General features: G+C 60.4%; 15 protein-coding genes. 2 read left to right on the top strand and 13 right to left on the bottom strand.

Annotated features, from left to right (window positions below; translation table 11 throughout):
• Positions 1-2 precede the first annotated feature (2 nt).
• The 11 genes from PSH87_RS26235 to gbcA all read right to left on the bottom strand — a co-directional run bounded on the left by PSH87_RS26235 (position 3) and on the right by gbcA (position 10,245).
• A complete protein-coding gene (locus PSH87_RS26235) occupies positions 3-557 on the bottom strand; it encodes a hypothetical protein (protein ID WP_305431631.1) in 555 nt (184 codons plus the stop codon).
• On the bottom strand, positions 554-1,279 hold the full coding sequence (locus PSH87_RS26230) for a hypothetical protein (RefSeq protein ID WP_157356550.1): 726 nt from the start codon (positions 1,277-1,279) through the stop codon (positions 554-556). The genes PSH87_RS26235 and PSH87_RS26230 overlap by 4 nt, the downstream gene beginning before the upstream one ends.
• A complete protein-coding gene (locus PSH87_RS26225) occupies positions 1,260-2,897 on the bottom strand; it encodes a GspE/PulE family protein (RefSeq protein ID WP_305431628.1) in 1,638 nt (545 codons plus the stop codon). Before PSH87_RS26225 ends, PSH87_RS26230 begins: the two co-directional genes overlap by 20 nt.
• 4 nt (positions 2,898-2,901) lie before the next feature.
• Complete coding sequence (locus PSH87_RS26220) at positions 2,902-4,086, bottom strand: type II secretion system F family protein (protein ID WP_017738432.1); 1,185 nt, start codon at positions 4,084-4,086, stop codon at positions 2,902-2,904.
• Complete coding sequence (locus PSH87_RS26215; RefSeq protein WP_305431625.1) at positions 4,083-4,547, bottom strand: transglycosylase SLT domain-containing protein; 465 nt, start codon at positions 4,545-4,547, stop codon at positions 4,083-4,085. The genes PSH87_RS26220 and PSH87_RS26215 overlap by 4 nt, the downstream gene beginning before the upstream one ends.
• Position 4,548: 1 nt before the next feature.
• Positions 4,549-4,980 (bottom strand): type II secretion system major pseudopilin GspG, encoded by a 432-nt coding sequence (gene gspG, locus PSH87_RS26210; protein ID WP_305431623.1) that lies wholly within the window; start codon positions 4,978-4,980, stop codon positions 4,549-4,551.
• 239 nt (positions 4,981-5,219) lie between these two features.
• Positions 5,220-6,680: a lytic polysaccharide monooxygenase gene (locus PSH87_RS26205; protein ID WP_305431622.1), complete on the bottom strand. Its 1,461-nt coding sequence runs from the start codon at positions 6,678-6,680 to the stop codon at positions 5,220-5,222.
• 64 nt (positions 6,681-6,744) lie between these two features.
• Positions 6,745-7,260, bottom strand: a complete 516-nt coding sequence (locus tag PSH87_RS26200) for a hypothetical protein (protein WP_017738436.1) — start codon at positions 7,258-7,260, stop codon at positions 6,745-6,747.
• Positions 7,247-7,627: a type II secretion system protein gene (locus PSH87_RS26195; RefSeq protein ID WP_017738437.1), complete on the bottom strand. Its 381-nt coding sequence runs from the start codon at positions 7,625-7,627 to the stop codon at positions 7,247-7,249. The genes PSH87_RS26200 and PSH87_RS26195 overlap by 14 nt, the downstream gene beginning before the upstream one ends.
• Positions 7,602-8,096, bottom strand: a complete 495-nt coding sequence (locus PSH87_RS26190; protein ID WP_017738438.1) for a prepilin-type N-terminal cleavage/methylation domain-containing protein — start codon at positions 8,094-8,096, stop codon at positions 7,602-7,604. Before PSH87_RS26190 ends, PSH87_RS26195 begins: the two co-directional genes overlap by 26 nt.
• 853 nt (positions 8,097-8,949) lie before the next feature.
• Positions 8,950-10,245: a glycine-betaine demethylase subunit GbcA gene (gene gbcA, locus PSH87_RS26185; protein ID WP_017738439.1), complete on the bottom strand. Its 1,296-nt coding sequence runs from the start codon at positions 10,243-10,245 to the stop codon at positions 8,950-8,952.
• Between the two features lie 284 nt (positions 10,246-10,529).
• Here gbcA and gbcB point away from each other — a divergent pair, with 284 nt between their 5' ends.
• Positions 10,530-11,630, top strand: a complete 1,101-nt coding sequence (gene gbcB, locus PSH87_RS26180) for a glycine-betaine demethylase subunit GbcB (RefSeq protein ID WP_017738440.1) — start codon at positions 10,530-10,532, stop codon at positions 11,628-11,630.
• 117 nt (positions 11,631-11,747) lie between these two features.
• Here gbcB and PSH87_RS26175 read toward each other — a convergent pair whose 3' ends face one another.
• A complete protein-coding gene (locus tag PSH87_RS26175) occupies positions 11,748-11,948 on the bottom strand; it encodes a hypothetical protein (RefSeq protein WP_017738441.1) in 201 nt (66 codons plus the stop codon).
• Positions 11,949-12,121: 173 nt separating this feature from the next.
• Positions 12,122-13,162: a low specificity L-threonine aldolase gene (locus PSH87_RS26170; RefSeq protein ID WP_017738442.1), complete on the bottom strand. Its 1,041-nt coding sequence runs from the start codon at positions 13,160-13,162 to the stop codon at positions 12,122-12,124.
• 90 nt (positions 13,163-13,252) lie between these two features.
• Here PSH87_RS26170 and PSH87_RS26165 point away from each other — a divergent pair, with 90 nt between their 5' ends.
• Positions 13,253-13,975 carry a TraX family protein gene (locus PSH87_RS26165; RefSeq protein WP_305431620.1) on the top strand — a complete coding sequence of 241 codons (723 nt, stop codon included), beginning with the start codon at positions 13,253-13,255 and terminating at the stop codon, positions 13,973-13,975.
• Positions 13,976-13,977: the final 2 nt, after the last annotated feature.

Genomic DNA, 13,977 nt, shown 5'->3' with positions numbered 1-13,977 from the left:
GCTTACTCCGCGCCAACGGCAAGCTTGACCTGCACCGGGTGCTGCGGGTCGTTGGCCTTGCGCGCGCTCTGTTGCACGTTCACATGGACCCCGGGTTGGGCCTTGAGCCGTTCGACAAAGCGGAACGCATCGCCCAGCGCCTTGGCTTCAAGTTCCAACAGCAACATCTGGTTCTGGGTGTTGACCTCCACCCGCGTCAAGGCGATATCTGCGGACCAGGCCCGGGCTACGGCGTCCATCAGCGGGAAGGGCGTGATTGCTTGCCGGGAAAACGCGGCCAGTTGCTGTTTTTGTTGCGGAGACAGGCGAATCGCGGCCTGGATCAACTGCTCTTGGCGGCGCGTCAGCTGGATAAACTGCTGCTCCAATTCATCGGTGTGCAGTTGCTGTTGCTCCATGCGCTGCCAGTGCTGCCAGGTGTTGAACAGGAGCAGGAGCGCCACCAGCCACAACACTCCGATCAGTGGCCGAAGGGGGGCGTTGGCGTGTTGGAAATCAACCGCGGGCGCAGGGGGCGTGCGCAGCAGCTGCCAGGCACTGGCGAGCCAGGATTTCATGCGGGCGCGTCCTCCAGCCAGGGATGCAACGGCCCCAGCCATGGCGTGACAGGGCGGTTGGCGACAATCAGCGTGGCCGGCGCGCTGCGTTGAGCGAGCAGGTCGGCGGTGAACAGGTTGTCGCTCAATTGGCTGTCGGGTGGGGTGGGCAGCACGCACACCTGGGCCGGCGCGCCCCGTTGCCGATAGAGGCAGCTGAGGGCGTCGGATTCGGCGACCGCCAGCACGCAGTCTTCGGGCAGGTATCGCCAGTAGCGCTGGGCCACGGCCGTGAGCAGTGGGGTGCAGGTCAGCAGGGGCAAGCGCGCCAGCTTGAACAGATCGCGCAGGTCTTGCAGCAAATCCCGTTGGATTGCCACCGCGAGGCGGTCATGGCCGAAGGCACTGTTGGCGACCTGCACCTGCCAGCCCTCGGCACTCATCCCGGCCTGCTGGTTGAACGCGGCTGCGGCGAACCCTTGCCAGTCAGCCCTGCGGTGCAGGCCGGTTTGCCATGGGAGCATCAGGTACTGCACATGGGGAAAGCCCAGCAGCACGCTGGCCCGGTCCAGAAACCGCACGCGCCCGCGCGGTGCCTGCTCCAGCAACTGCGCGCAGGCCGCCAACGGCTCGCCGGCCCGCTCCGCGCGCCAGACGGTCGCACCCCGCCAGCGCGGGCGGGCGGCCCACGTGGCGCCGCTGCTGTGTAACCACACCACGTGCTCAGTAAAGGGAAATGACACGGTGGATCTCCTTGAGCGTGGTCTCGCCCCGGGCCGCATGGGCCAGGGCGATATCGCGAATGAACACATGGCCGGCTTCGCGCGCCAGTTCGCGCAAGGTGGATGCGGAGCTGCGGTTGAGCAGGCCTTGTTTGATGCTGTCGGTCATGGCGAGGACTTCCGCCAGGGCGATCCGCCCGCGATAGCCGGTGTGGCGACAGGCTTCGCAGCCTTTGCCGATGCGGTAGTGGCCCTGCTTGAGCTGGGCGCTGGTCAAGTGGGCGAGCCGGGCGATTTCTGCATCCGGTTTGGTACTGGTCCCACAGTCCGGGCAGATGCGTCGCACCAGGCGTTGGGCAACCACGCCGTTGAGAGCTTCCACCACGCTGTGGGCATCGACGTCCATGTAGTTGAAACGCTCCAGGACGCTGAAGGCGCTGTTGGCGTGCAACGAGGTCAGCACGCGGTGCCCGGTCAACGCGGCTTGCACGGCGATGCCAGCGGTGTCGCCATCACGGATTTCCCCCACCAGAATCGTGTCGGGGTCGTGGCGCAGGATCGAGCGCAGGCCACGGGCGAACGTCAGCCCCTTCTTGTCGTTGACCGGGATCTGCGTCACCCCGGCCAGGTGATATTCGACCGGGTCCTCGATGGTAATGATCTTCTGCTCGCCCGTGTTGATCTCCGTGAGTGCGGCATACAGGGTGGTGGATTTGCCACTGCCCGTAGGCCCGGTGATGATCAACATGCCGTAGGGCTCGCGGGCCAACACGCGAATGCGTGCGATGGTGTCAGCGGCCAGGCCGAGGCTTTCCAGGGTCAGGGATTCGCCGCGCTGGGACTTGTCGAGGATGCGCAGCACCGCGTCTTCGCCATGGATGCTGGGCATGATCGACACGCGAAAATCCACCTCGCGGCCCTGGATTTTCATCTTGAACCGCCCGTCCTGGGGCACCCGGCGTTCGCCGATATCCAGTTCCGACAGCACCTTGATCCGTGACAGCGCCTGTTCGGCCATGTCCAGGCCGCTGGCGTTGCCCATCTTTTGCAACACGCCGTCGATGCGGTATTTGATCTCCAGGCCTTCGGGGTTGGTTTCCACATGAATATCGCTGGCGCGGCTTTGCAAGGCGTCGAACAGCATCGAATTGACTAAACGCACCACCGGGTTGTCGTCGCGGGCAATGCTGGTCAGGGAAATTTCCTCGGCGGCCTGGCCGACGCGGGCGTTTTCGTCGCCTGCGCCGAAGGGTTGCATGACGCGCTGGCTGGTTTCGGCGAGTTTCAGTTGGGCCTTGACCGCGTCCGGCAGGCTCATGGCCAGCGGCAGTTGGCGCAGGTCAGGGGTGGCCTGGATCCAGTGCCGGCAGGCCTGGGCAAAGGGCTCGCCCAGCACCAGGCAGGTGCGGCCCTGATAGTCCAGGGGCAGCACGTTGTGGAGCAATGCCTGGGGCAGGGGCAGCACGTCGAAACGCCAATGGTTTCCCAACTGGCCGGGCTCGATGGCGATCAAGCCCAGCGGCGCGGCGATGCTGCCCAATTGGTCGGGGCTGTTGTGCAGCACTTCCAGCAGGTAGTTGGCCAAGGACATTGACCGTTGCTCTGCCAGTGCTTGCCATTGGCGTGTCTGTTCGCTCATGGCACTACCCCTGTATGGACCCGGCCAGTTCGAAAATCGGCATGTACAGCATGAACACGATCAGGCCGATCAGCCCGCCCACCACCAACATCAGCAACGGTTCGAAAACCTTGCTGAACAGCTCGATGGCGCGTTCCAGCGCTTCGTCGTGAAACTGCGCAATGCGCTCGCACATGGCCGCCAATTCACCGCTTTGCTCGCCGACGCGCAGCAGGCGTTCGGCGACAGCAGTGGTCAGTTGATGGCGCGCCAGGGACGTGGACAGCGGCTGGCCGGCCTGGATATCGCTGATGGCGTGGCGCAGGTCAGCCTGGCGCTCGATGGGCAGCAGTGCGCCGGACATTTCCACCGCCGTGACCACGGGCATCCCGCCCATCAGCAACATGCCGGCGGTGCGATAAAAGCGCGCGAGGATAAACAGCGTGCGCTGGGCGCCGAGGCGGGGGATTTTCCATAACAGGTTGGCGACCCGGCGCTTGAACGCAGCGCTGCGAAACAGCACCAGCAGCGCGCCAATCGCCAGCGCCAGGCCGATCAACAACTCGGTGCCGCGCGTCTCCACCAGCGCACCCCACCCCACCATAAAGCGCGCGGTGGCGGGCAGATCGGCCACCGCGTCGAACACGGAGGCGAAGCGCGGAATCACGAAAAACAACAGAAACAGCAAGATTAACGCCCCAACGCCGAGCACCACCAAGGGGTACATCAGCGCGCCGCTCACGCGCTTTTTCACGGTCTCCAGATGCGCTTCGAAATGGTGATAACGACGCAGCGCCACGGCCAGTTGGCCGCTGTGCTCGGATGAGGCCACGGTGGCGATCAACAGCGCAGGGAATACCTGGGGCTTGAGTTGCATTGCCCTGGACAATGAATTGCCTTCGTACATTGACGCGAGCAGATCACTCATGACCTGCCGGTTGATCCCGGGTGGCGCCTTGTCGCGCAGGGTTTCCACGGCTTCCACCAGCACCAGGCCGGCGTCCAGCAGCACCACCAGTTCCTGGATAAACAGGCCCAGGGCGAATTTGGCGCGACGGCTGGGCAAGGTGAGTGGGCGCCGGGCCTTGAGCGAGATGACATGGGCTCCCCCGGCTTGCAGTTGCTGGCGGGCCTGGGTCACGTCGACAGCTTGCAGGCGCAGGGTCTGCAAATGGCCGTCGCGGATGATGCGGGCGTCGATGTCGATCATGGGCCGTGCCTCGCCAATTGCTGGCGTTGTTGCAGCAACTCGCCGTAGTAGCGCCACACCGCCAGGGCATAACGCGTCCGGTGCGCCTCGCGATCCGGCCGGGCGCCCGCGTTATAGGCGCCGACGGCCTGCCAGCCGTAGCCCTTTTCTTGAATGAACGCGGCCAGGATCCACGCGCCGACCATCACGCTGGTACAGGGCTGGCTGATCAATTGCTGTTCGGTGATACCGAAGCGGGCGAGGGCGGGCAAGTGGCGGCTGTTGATCTGCATCAGGCCGATGTCCTGGCTGCCATCGCCGTTGATATTGCGCGCGCGGGGATTGAGGTTGGATTCGACCTTGGCGATGGCGTACAGCAACAGCGGATCGACGTGGTAGCGGCTGGCTGCCAGCTGCCAGCAATTGGCCTGGGCAGTGCCTGCCAGGCACAGCAGGGTCAGGGCAAACGGCAGCCTGCGCATGTCACAGGCCGTACACGATATCGGCGTAGGTGTTCTCCCCGCCGGCCTTGCCGTCTCGGCCGAGCGAAATGATCTCTGCGTCGTTGGGCGGTGAACCGGGGTTCTTGAACAGGTACGGGTTGCCCCACGGGTCGGGGGGCAAGGTTTTCAAATAGGGCCCCTGCCAGTTGTTCGCGTTCGCAGGGCGGGTGGTGAGTGCATTCAGGCCCAGGGTCTCGTCGGGGTAGTTGCCCGTGTCGAGGCGGTATTGGTTCAAGGCATCCGCCAGGGACTTCATCTGGCCTTGGGCGGTCTGGACTTTGGCCAGTTCGAGGCGATCGAACATCTTCGGGCCGACGTAGCCGGCGAGGAGGGCGATGATGAGGAGGACGACCAGCAGCTCCAGCAGGGTGAAGCCGTGTTGGGGGCTGTGGATAAAGGAGCGTTCGCGCATGGTAATACCCGGCGGTTGTGTGGAACTCTCCCGGCCCGCATTAAGGCGGGCACCGCCGGTAGAACTGCGTTTGAACGAGTACATATTCAACTGTAGCGTCGCTCGATATATGGCGACGTTGTGCGCCCTATAACGATTGGCACTTTTCTATAGCGTTTTTGTGAATAACGGTCTTTTGGGAAGAGCGTCGCGTGATGAGTGCGACGCTCAAATTGCCCCGTTGCTGTCTTTGTCGGCCGTTACTTGAGGAACCACGCGTCAGTCCAATTGGACCCCACATCGGGTTCGTATTGGTTCGCATGCTGCGTCCAGATCGTGCACCAACCTGCGACGCTTCCTGGCTTGCATTCGTAGACCTTTCCGTTTTTTGGTTGAAGCACACGGGTTCCCGCCTTGTATTCTTTCAGCCCGTTGGGGAATACAAAATCATATTCCTGCGATCCACCGGAACCGGTGATATTGGCGCTTTGCGAATCCTGGCGTGAAGTCCTGTCATCTTTCGTTGTGCCCGTCATGATCAGTGTGTGCGGCCCTGGCGTACTGGTTACATCCATCTCAAGCCAGTGAGTGCCGCTTTGGACGTCAGCTGCAACGGAGCCGACGGCTTTGTTCTTTTGATCAAGCAAAGTGGCTTCGACGTTCATCGGGTGGGTGAGCAGTATTGGAAAGCGCATACGCCCTTTTCCATCTACCAGAGGGTATTCCGAAGCCAGCGCCGAAATAGCCATACGTACGCTTGGGTCATCTTTAACGTTTACCTCAATTTCATAGTGGGTCACGCCACTCTCCGGCTTCGCGTATATCTCATTGGGGCCTTTCACGGGAGTGATGTTATCGCTTGCGTCGCGAACACCTGCCTTGATCAGGCTTTGGGTGTCGTTAAGCTTTTTGGCAAGTGCGTGGGACCATTCTGCAGGCTGGCCCTCGGTTGCGCTGTTAATCGCAATATCGGCGCTGTAGTTGAAGCTTTCGCCGGTGTTGCTGAACGCGCGTGCCTTGACCGTGTCACCGGGCAGCAGGGAGACAGACGGTCTGATACTGCCCACGCTTTTCCAGCCGCCTGGTAAACCTGGTTGGATATTGATCATCACATCGACGGGGTCATGAAACGCCATTTTCGTGTCGCGAACGCCCCAAATTCCCAGAATCACGTGGTAGCCATCCTTCCCTGGCGGAATCACACAGGCATGCTTTGTGTCGGGTACTGGCATGACACCGGAGCCTGGGAATATACAGAATGGCGTACTTTCAAACGATGCGCGTGTCAGGGGTTTGTTGTGATCCCAGTTGTTCTTCGTGATGAAGTATTTGTGAAAGTCTACCGGGTGCGGCGCCAAGTATTTCCAGACAAAAACAATGTTTTGATCGGTTATTTCTATTTTTTTCCAGCGTGTCTCTGTCTGAGCATCCAGCGCCGAAAAAAGACTGTTCCCACCGCTGGCTATCTGGCCGTCCTTTGGCCCTTGGCCGGCTGACCCTCCAGAGCCTCCAGGAAAGCCTTGGAACGTTTCACCGGTACTTTGCGGCTCATACTGCGCGCCGCCGCAGTTAGTGTTGACGCCGGTTTGGCACAGGCGCGCACGTGAAGATAAATCGCCGTCCAAGTACCCGTGTGCAAGCGCGTGCAGTGTCGGCAATAGAAGTAACGCTGGCAGCACCAGTTTGATTAAGCTCTTCGTAAATCGCTGTGAGTTTCTCATGCTCTAGTCCACCTTCAATTCAGATAAACAAGTTCCGAACTGCTGGAACGATCAGGGTGATTATTCAATTGGTATCATGGGTCAGCTGATCTCCCACGGGAGTGGTGCGGGTTGCAGGATTACTCTGCACAGAGCCATACAGAAACACCCACCCTTGATAACTACCTTGCCCTGTAAAACGTTGATTGATGACTGAGAAGTTGCCTTGTTTGAACGGCGTGCCCTTGGCCTTGCTGAACACACCCATGATGGTTTCACCCGGCCCCTCGACCACACCCCATTCAGAGCTGCCGGTCAGCGGGTCGTCGTAGACCCGGCGCAGGTAGCGTTTGACGGTGGGCTGGCGGCGGTCGAGCACCAGGTCTTCGAGGGTTTTCGGAAAGCTGTTGCCCTCGCGGTAATACAGCCCAATCGCCCGGCGAATCTCATTGCCCCGCGCCAGCAATTCCAGCTCGCGCTCGCGCTGCAACACGCTGGACCACAGCGTGCCGACTTCCATCAGCATCACGGCGACCACGGCCACCGTCACCAACATGCCCATGAACACCGAGCCCTGTTGGCGCTGTTTACCAGTCGGCATAGGCGCTCCCGTCGTTGGCCGTGCCGGGCGCACCGCTGCGCACGTCGCCCAGGCCTTGTTCGTCCGAGGGTTGCAGTTGCCAGGTGTCGCGGCTGCCGGTCACCGGGTCCTTGGGCACCTCGCGCAAGTAGCGTTTTTCCACCAGGGCTTGCAGGGATTCGGGGTTGGCGCCGTGGTCTTCGCGGTATTGGTCCAGGGCCTGGCGGATGGACGACAGGTTGTGGCGCAGCACGGTTTCCTGGGCCTTGGCGTGCTGGCGGAAATACTGGGGCGTCACCAGGGTCATGAGGGTGGCGATTATGGCCATGACCACGAGCAACTCGATCAGGGTAAAGCCCCGTTTACCACTGGCTGTATAACGTTCCATTCAAACTCTCCCGGGTGTTGCGGGATGAAACGTCGAATACATCCTCTCCCTCTTGTGGGTTGTCGGCGGTGCTTTTGTAGCTGCGCAGTCGCCAGGTTTTTTCAGGCGCAAGGTCGGGGCACTCGCACATCGGGTCGCGTGGAATGCGTCGCAGGAAGTAGAGTCTGTTGCCTTGCAGGTTGGTTTTATCCGTGACGCCTTCAACCAGTACGTGCAGGGTCGGTGGATAACCACTGGCGGTCACGCTTTTTTCGATGCGGCCGTCGTCGGTGGCCTCTTTGTAGGAATCGATGGCGCGGCGGATCTCCCGCAACGAACGTTGCAAGTCCAGTTCCCGGTCGCGTTTACCCATCAATGCCGTCAGCGGATAAGCCACTGTCGCGAGCGTGGCCAGCAGGGCCAGCGTCAGTAGCAATTCAATCAGCGTAAAACCTGTGGCGCAGTGATGGCTGGTTTTACCCTGCCGCATCACCGTCGTGTCTCCTGTTATCCCGCCAAGGACTTCCGCGTTAACCCAGGCTTGTGAAATGAACTGCAAGGGAAAGTGTAGATGCCGTGTGTTTTTTGTACAGTTGCCGCGGTTACCCACAATCGCTGTGTGCGTGGCTGTGGATAAGGTGTTCGTGGTTGTCCACAGGCCACGTGAATCAACGGCTACAGGCGCTTGTACGAAAAATAACCAGGCTAAGTAACGGTTTTTAGGGCAGTTTTCGTGTGGATAAGGACACCTGGGGATCTGGACTTGCCCCCAAAGTCTGTTGGCGCTTCTGTGGATAAGATGTTCGCTATTGGCTACAGGCCTTATGGATAAAGGCTTTCGTCGACATGATTAAAAAGTGATCAATTTGCCTGCAAATGCGAATGAAAGCTCTGAAAGCCTCGGTTTATGAAGCTTTGGCGTGGTTTTCCACAGCGCAGCCAAAGTTACACCCAAAGTCTGTTGGCGGATCTGTGGATAAGGTGTTTGCGTACCGCTACAGGCCACGGTTTACGCAGCTTGCAGAGTTATGGTTAAAAATTGATCAGTGGCTGCCTAAAACCGTCTGCTTGAATAAGTCACGGATTTTCTTCAGTTATTTGTGGGTGACAAGCACAGTTGCCCACAATTGCTGTGGGTGTCTTTGTGGATAAGTTGTTGGGTAAAGGCTGGAGGGCAGGGGGTTGGCGGGCTGGAGGCTGTCTGGCTAGATTTTGAACAGTGTGCGGACCCAAATGTGGGAGCGGGCTTGCCCGCGAAGGCGGTGTGTCAGCCGCTGCATGTGCAAGCTGATCCCGCGCATTCGCGGGCAAGCCCGCTCCCACATAAGCCACTACTCACCTGTTTACTCGTGTACGGCAACACCCTTGAGGTACGGCGCTGGCGCCGCGCCCAGGTTGCTGAGCATGCGCTCGCTGTACCAATCCACAAAGTTCACCACGCCGAACTCATAGGTCTTGGAGTACGGGCCAGGCTGGTAGGCCGTGGAGTTGATACCGCGCTGGTTCTCCTCGGCCAGGCGCCGGTCCTGGTCGTTGGTGGCGTCCCACACCTGGCGCATGCGCTCCACGTCGTAGTCCACGCCTTCGACAGCGTCCTTGTGCACGATCCACTTGGTGGTGACCATGGTTTCCTGGGCGCTGATCGGCCACACGGTGAACACGATGATGTGGTCGCCCATGCAGTGGTTCCACGAATGGGGCAGGTGCAGGATGCGCATCGAGCCCAGGTCCGGGTTCTGGATACGGCCCATCAACTTCTTGCAGCCCTGCTTGCCGTCGAGGGTCATCGACACAGTGCCCTTGAGCAGCGGCATGCGCACGATACGGTTACGCAGGCCGAAGCTGGCGTGGGCGTAAGGGATCTTCTCGGCGTCCCAGGCAGCAGCGGAGGCGGCGACGTGGTCCTTGAAGGCCTGGTCGGCACGCGGGTCGGTGACGTCGTCCCATTCCAGCAGGGTTTTCAGCAATTCAGGGTGCGACGCGTTGCAGTGGTAGCACTCGCGGTTGTTTTCCAGCACCAGTTTCCAGTTGGCTTTTTCGAACAAGGTGGTCTGGATCGCCACCTTGGTGTTCTCCATGTCGTACGGTTCCATGTAGTGGTTCAGTGTCGACAGGAAGTCATCGATGGCCGGCGGGTTCTCGGCCAGGCTGATAAAGATGTAGCCGCCAGCGGTCTTCACGTTCACCGGTTTCAAACCGTATTGCTTCATGTCGAAGTCGGCGCCCATCTCGGTGCCGGCGAACAGCAGGCGGCCGTCCAGCTCGTAGGTCCACTGGTGGTAGTGGCAGACCAGTTTGGCGACCTTGCCCTTGTCGCTGGTGCACAAGCGCGAACCGCGGTGGCGGCACACGTTGTGGAACGCATGCACCACGCCTTCGGCGCCACGGATCACGATGATCGGGTTCTTGCCCACTTGCAGGGTCAGGTAGTTGCCCTTGGCGGGGATCTCGCAAGTCATGCCGGCGATCAACCACTCTTTCTGGAAGATCTCCTGCATGTCGATATCGAACAGCCGCTCATCAGAGTAAAACGGCTGGGGCAGCGAGAAGGTGCGCTCGCGCTCTTGCAGCATTTGCGCGGTGGCCTTGCGTGCGGGTTCCAGCGGATCGCCCAAGCTTAAGGTTGCGGTGACGTCCATCGTGTGTGTCCTCATGGCCATTCTGTGTGGCCGGCGAATAGTGGCTACGGTTGGTGCAGTGCAAGGCGTAAAGAAAGCGTCGTTGTTGGGAGCGAGTGTGGGGCCGCGGATGCGTCGAACCTTATCCATGGGCGACATGGCCCAATCTGTTCCCGACGCGCAACCCCCGGTCGTTGGGGGCTGGTCGCGATAAGTATGTGAATGTCGCAGATAGGTAAATGGGCGTTTGCGCCGTTACGCAGAATCGCCACCATAAAGCCGAACATCGGCAGTGGAGAATAAGCATGTCCAACAGCTTCCTGAATCCGGTAACCACCCAGACCTGGGCCAATGGTCGGCACATCGTCCGTTGCGTCAAAGTCATCCAGGAAACCTGGGACGTGCGCACCTTTTGTTTCATGGCCGACCAGCCGATCCTGTTCTTTTTCAAGCCGGGGCAGTTCGTCACCCTGGAGCTGGAAATCGAAGGTCAGCCGATCATGCGGTCCTACACCATTTCCAGTTCGCCGTCGGTGCCGTATAGCTTCTCGGTGACGATCAAGCGTGTGCCGGGTGGCAAGGTCTCCAACTGGTTGCACGACACCTTGCACGAAGGCCAGGAACTGGCAGTGCACGGGCCGGTGGGGTTGTTCAACGCCATCGACTTCCCCAGCCCCAAAGTGCTGTACCTCAGCGGCGGCGTGGGGATCACCCCGGTGATGTCCATGGCGCGCTGGTTCTACGACACCAACGCCAACGTCGACATGACGTTTATCCACAGCGCCCGCTCGCCCAAGGACATCATCTACCACCGTGAGCTGGAACACATGGCGTCGCGGATCGACAACTTCAGCCTGCACCTGATCTGCGAAAAACACGGCCTGGGCGAGCCATGGGCCGGTTATCGCGGGTACCTGAACCACAAGATGCTGGAACTCATGGTGCCGGACTTCCTCGAGCGCGAAGTGTTCTGCTGCGGGCCGACGCCCTACATGAACGCGGTGAAGCGCCTGCTGGAAGTCGCCGGTTTCGACATGGCGCGTTATCACGAAGAATCCTTCGGCGCGACGCCGCCGGAAGCCCGCGCCGATGCGGTGGAGCAAGCCGAACAGGCCGCCGATGCGCCGGAAGTCGATCTGGCGGATCTGCACCAGGTGGAATTCATTGCCTCGGGCAAGAGCATCCGCGTGGCCCCGGGCGAAACTGTGCACGCCGCAGCGGCCAAGCTCGGCCTGTTGATCCCGAAAGCCTGCGGCATGGGGATCTGCGGGACGTGCAAGGTGATGAAGCTGGGCGGCGAAGTCGAGATGGAGCACAACGGCGGGATCACCGAGGAAGACGAAGCCGAGGGTTACATCCTGTCGTGCTGCAGCGTGCCGAAAGGCGATGTGCGCATCGAGTTCTGACAGCGAGCGCAGTTCAATGTGGGAGCTGGCTTGCCTGCGATAGCGGTGTGTCAGCTACCTATAAGGTTCTGATGCTCCGCTATCGCAGGCAAGCCAGCTCCCACATGGGTGGGGTGGTTACTGGGCGTAGATGTGTACGACGAAGTGCTGGCCTGATGCTGTCAGTTCATAGACTTTGTCGTAGATCCGCAATGTCCTGGATGGCTCGCGGATGGTGTCGCCGACTTTGGCGGATGTCCTGAACTCATCCCAGTCAATCACGGTGGTGCTGACGCCGTCGTCGCTTTGCAGGGTAGTGCCGTTGCTTTGATATTCCATGGTTTAGCTCTCTGCTGGATTTCCGTTTCCGGCCGATGATTCGGCAGGCAGTTGGGCCCGGAAGGTGGCCGCTGCAGCGGCCTTTTCCTTGCGGGTTCCAAGAGGCTAGTCAATGAAAATGCAGTGCGCTGCTGTCAGAAATATCAAATAACAGACTCGGCATTGCGCCAGTATCAGGCGCCCATTACTTCGCGAATATCCGCTGCCAATTCTCTTACGCGCTCTTCCTCGGTATCCCACGCACACATGAAGCGCGCGCCGCCTTTGCCGATGAAGGTGTAGAAGCGCCAGCCCTTGGCCGTCAACGCAGCGATAGCCGGTTCCGAGAGTTGCAGGAACACGCCGTTGGCCTGCACCGGGAACATCAGCTCCACGCCCGGAATGTCCGCCACCAGGCTGCTCAGCAATTGCGCGCAATGGTTGGCGTGGCGTGCGTGTTTGAGCCAGGCGTCGTTTTCCAGCAGGCCCACCCACGGGGCAGACAAAAAGCGCATTTTCGACGCCAGTTGGCCGGCCTGTTTGCAGCGGTAGTCGAAGTCTTCGGCCAGCTTGTGGTTGAAGAACAGGATCGCCTCACCCACGGCCATGCCGTTCTTGGTGCCGCCAAAGCACAGCACGTCCACGCCGGCTTTCCAGGTCAGGTCGGCGGGTGAGCAGCCGAGGAATGCGCAGGCGTTGGAGAAGCGCGCGCCGTCCATGTGCAGGTTCAGGCCCAGTTCCTTGCAGGTGGCGCTGATGGCGCGGATTTCTTCCGGGGTGTACACGCTGCCGACTTCGGTGGCCTGGGTCAGGGTGACTACGCGGGGTTTGGGGTAGTGGATGTCCTGACGCTTGAGCGCGATCTCGCGGATCGACTCCGGGGTCAGCTTGCCGTTTTCGGTGCGGGCGGTGAGCAGCTTGGAGCCGTTGGAGAAAAACTCCGGCGCGCCGCATTCGTCGGTTTCGACGTGGGCCGTTTCCGAGCAAATCACGCTATGGTAGCTCTGGCACAGCGAGGACAGCGCCAGGGAGTTGGCCGCGGTGCCGTTGAAGGCGAAGAACACTTCGCAATCGGTTTCGAACAGGTTGCGGAAACCGTCGGCGGCGCGGTGGGTCCATTCATCATCGCCGTAGGCACGTTGATGGCCCTGGTTGGCTTGTTCCATGGCGGCCCAGGCTTCCGGGCAGATGCCGGAATAGTTGTCACTGGCAAATTGTTGGCTCTTGTCGGTCATGGCCCATTCCTGTGGTCGATGTTGGTGCGCACTGTAACCAAGATTGTCGCGGGTGCGCACGCACTGTAAATGCAAAGTCGTTGGGGAATTATGCACGGCACTCACACCTTGCCTGTCGGACCTGTCCGAGATGGCGCTTTGGACTTGCTCAAATGGCTGGCGCTGCTGTGCATGGTGCTCGATCACCTGCGGTACGTCGGCTTGAGCCTGGATGGCTTGTATGTGCCGGGGCGCCTGGCGTTCCCGTGGTTTTGCCTGGCGATTGCGGCGAACCTGCACCGGGTGCAAGGCGCGCCCGTCAGCGGTCGTTATCTGGGCTGGCTGCTGCTGTTCAGTGTGATCAGCGAAGTGCCGTATCGCATGTTCATCGACGATGCCGATACGTTGAACGTATTGCCGACCTTGGCGTTGGGTTTGCTGGTTGCGCGAGGATGGCAGCAGAAGGCGCTTTTTGATCGAGGATTGGCGCTGATTGCCGTCACGATAGCGGGCATTTTTTCTGCGCACCTGATGTTCGGTTTTTTTGGTGTGTTGTTGCCGTTGGCGATGCTGCTGGTGTTCAGCCGTCCTTGGTATTTCAGCGTATTGCCGGGGTTGGTTTGCGTGGCCGCCAATCAATGGCAGGTTTTGCTCGATAGCGACACGCTGGTGGCGAGGTTGGGGTTGGCGGCATGCCTGATTGCGCCATTGGCGGGGCTGTTCTTGTTGCGACGTGCCAAGTACGTCTCGCCACCGGCGATGCGGCGTTGGGCCTATGCCCTGTATCCCTTGCATTTCCTGCTGTTGCTATTCGTCCGTCAGATCATCGCCTAACC

It is taken from the genome of Pseudomonas sp. FP453 (assembly GCF_030687495.1).
Taxonomy (GTDB): Bacteria; Pseudomonadota; Gammaproteobacteria; order Pseudomonadales; family Pseudomonadaceae; genus Aquipseudomonas.
This window is presented reverse-complemented; position numbering and strand designations above follow the sequence as displayed.

Excerpts from the sequence above, each read along its gene's own strand:
- gbcA (WP_017738439.1), bottom strand. The coding sequence starts at position 10,245 with ATGGACGTCACCGCAACCTTAAGCTTGGGCGATCCGCTGGAACCCGCA.
- PSH87_RS26165 (WP_305431620.1), top strand. The coding sequence starts at position 13,253 with ATGCACGGCACTCACACCTTGCCTGTCGGACCTGTCCGAGATGGCGCT.
- PSH87_RS26190 (WP_017738438.1), bottom strand. The coding sequence starts at position 8,096 with ATGCGGCAGGGTAAAACCAGCCATCACTGCGCCACAGGTTTTACGCTG.
- PSH87_RS26205 (WP_305431622.1), bottom strand. The coding sequence starts at position 6,680 with ATGAGAAACTCACAGCGATTTACGAAGAGCTTAATCAAACTGGTGCTG.
- gbcB (WP_017738440.1), top strand. The coding sequence starts at position 10,530 with ATGTCCAACAGCTTCCTGAATCCGGTAACCACCCAGACCTGGGCCAAT.
- PSH87_RS26235 (WP_305431631.1), bottom strand. The coding sequence starts at position 557 with ATGAAATCCTGGCTCGCCAGTGCCTGGCAGCTGCTGCGCACGCCCCCT.
- PSH87_RS26200 (WP_017738436.1), bottom strand. The coding sequence starts at position 7,260 with ATGCCGACTGGTAAACAGCGCCAACAGGGCTCGGTGTTCATGGGCATG.
- PSH87_RS26225 (WP_305431628.1), bottom strand. The coding sequence starts at position 2,897 with ATGAGCGAACAGACACGCCAATGGCAAGCACTGGCAGAGCAACGGTCA.
- gspG (WP_305431623.1), bottom strand. The coding sequence starts at position 4,980 with ATGCGCGAACGCTCCTTTATCCACAGCCCCCAACACGGCTTCACCCTG.
- PSH87_RS26215 (WP_305431625.1), bottom strand. The coding sequence starts at position 4,547 with ATGCGCAGGCTGCCGTTTGCCCTGACCCTGCTGTGCCTGGCAGGCACT.
- PSH87_RS26195 (WP_017738437.1), bottom strand. The coding sequence starts at position 7,627 with ATGGAACGTTATACAGCCAGTGGTAAACGGGGCTTTACCCTGATCGAG.
- PSH87_RS26175 (WP_017738441.1), bottom strand. The coding sequence starts at position 11,948 with ATGGAATATCAAAGCAACGGCACTACCCTGCAAAGCGACGACGGCGTC.
- PSH87_RS26170 (WP_017738442.1), bottom strand. The coding sequence starts at position 13,162 with ATGACCGACAAGAGCCAACAATTTGCCAGTGACAACTATTCCGGCATC.
- PSH87_RS26220 (WP_017738432.1), bottom strand. The coding sequence starts at position 4,086 with ATGATCGACATCGACGCCCGCATCATCCGCGACGGCCATTTGCAGACC.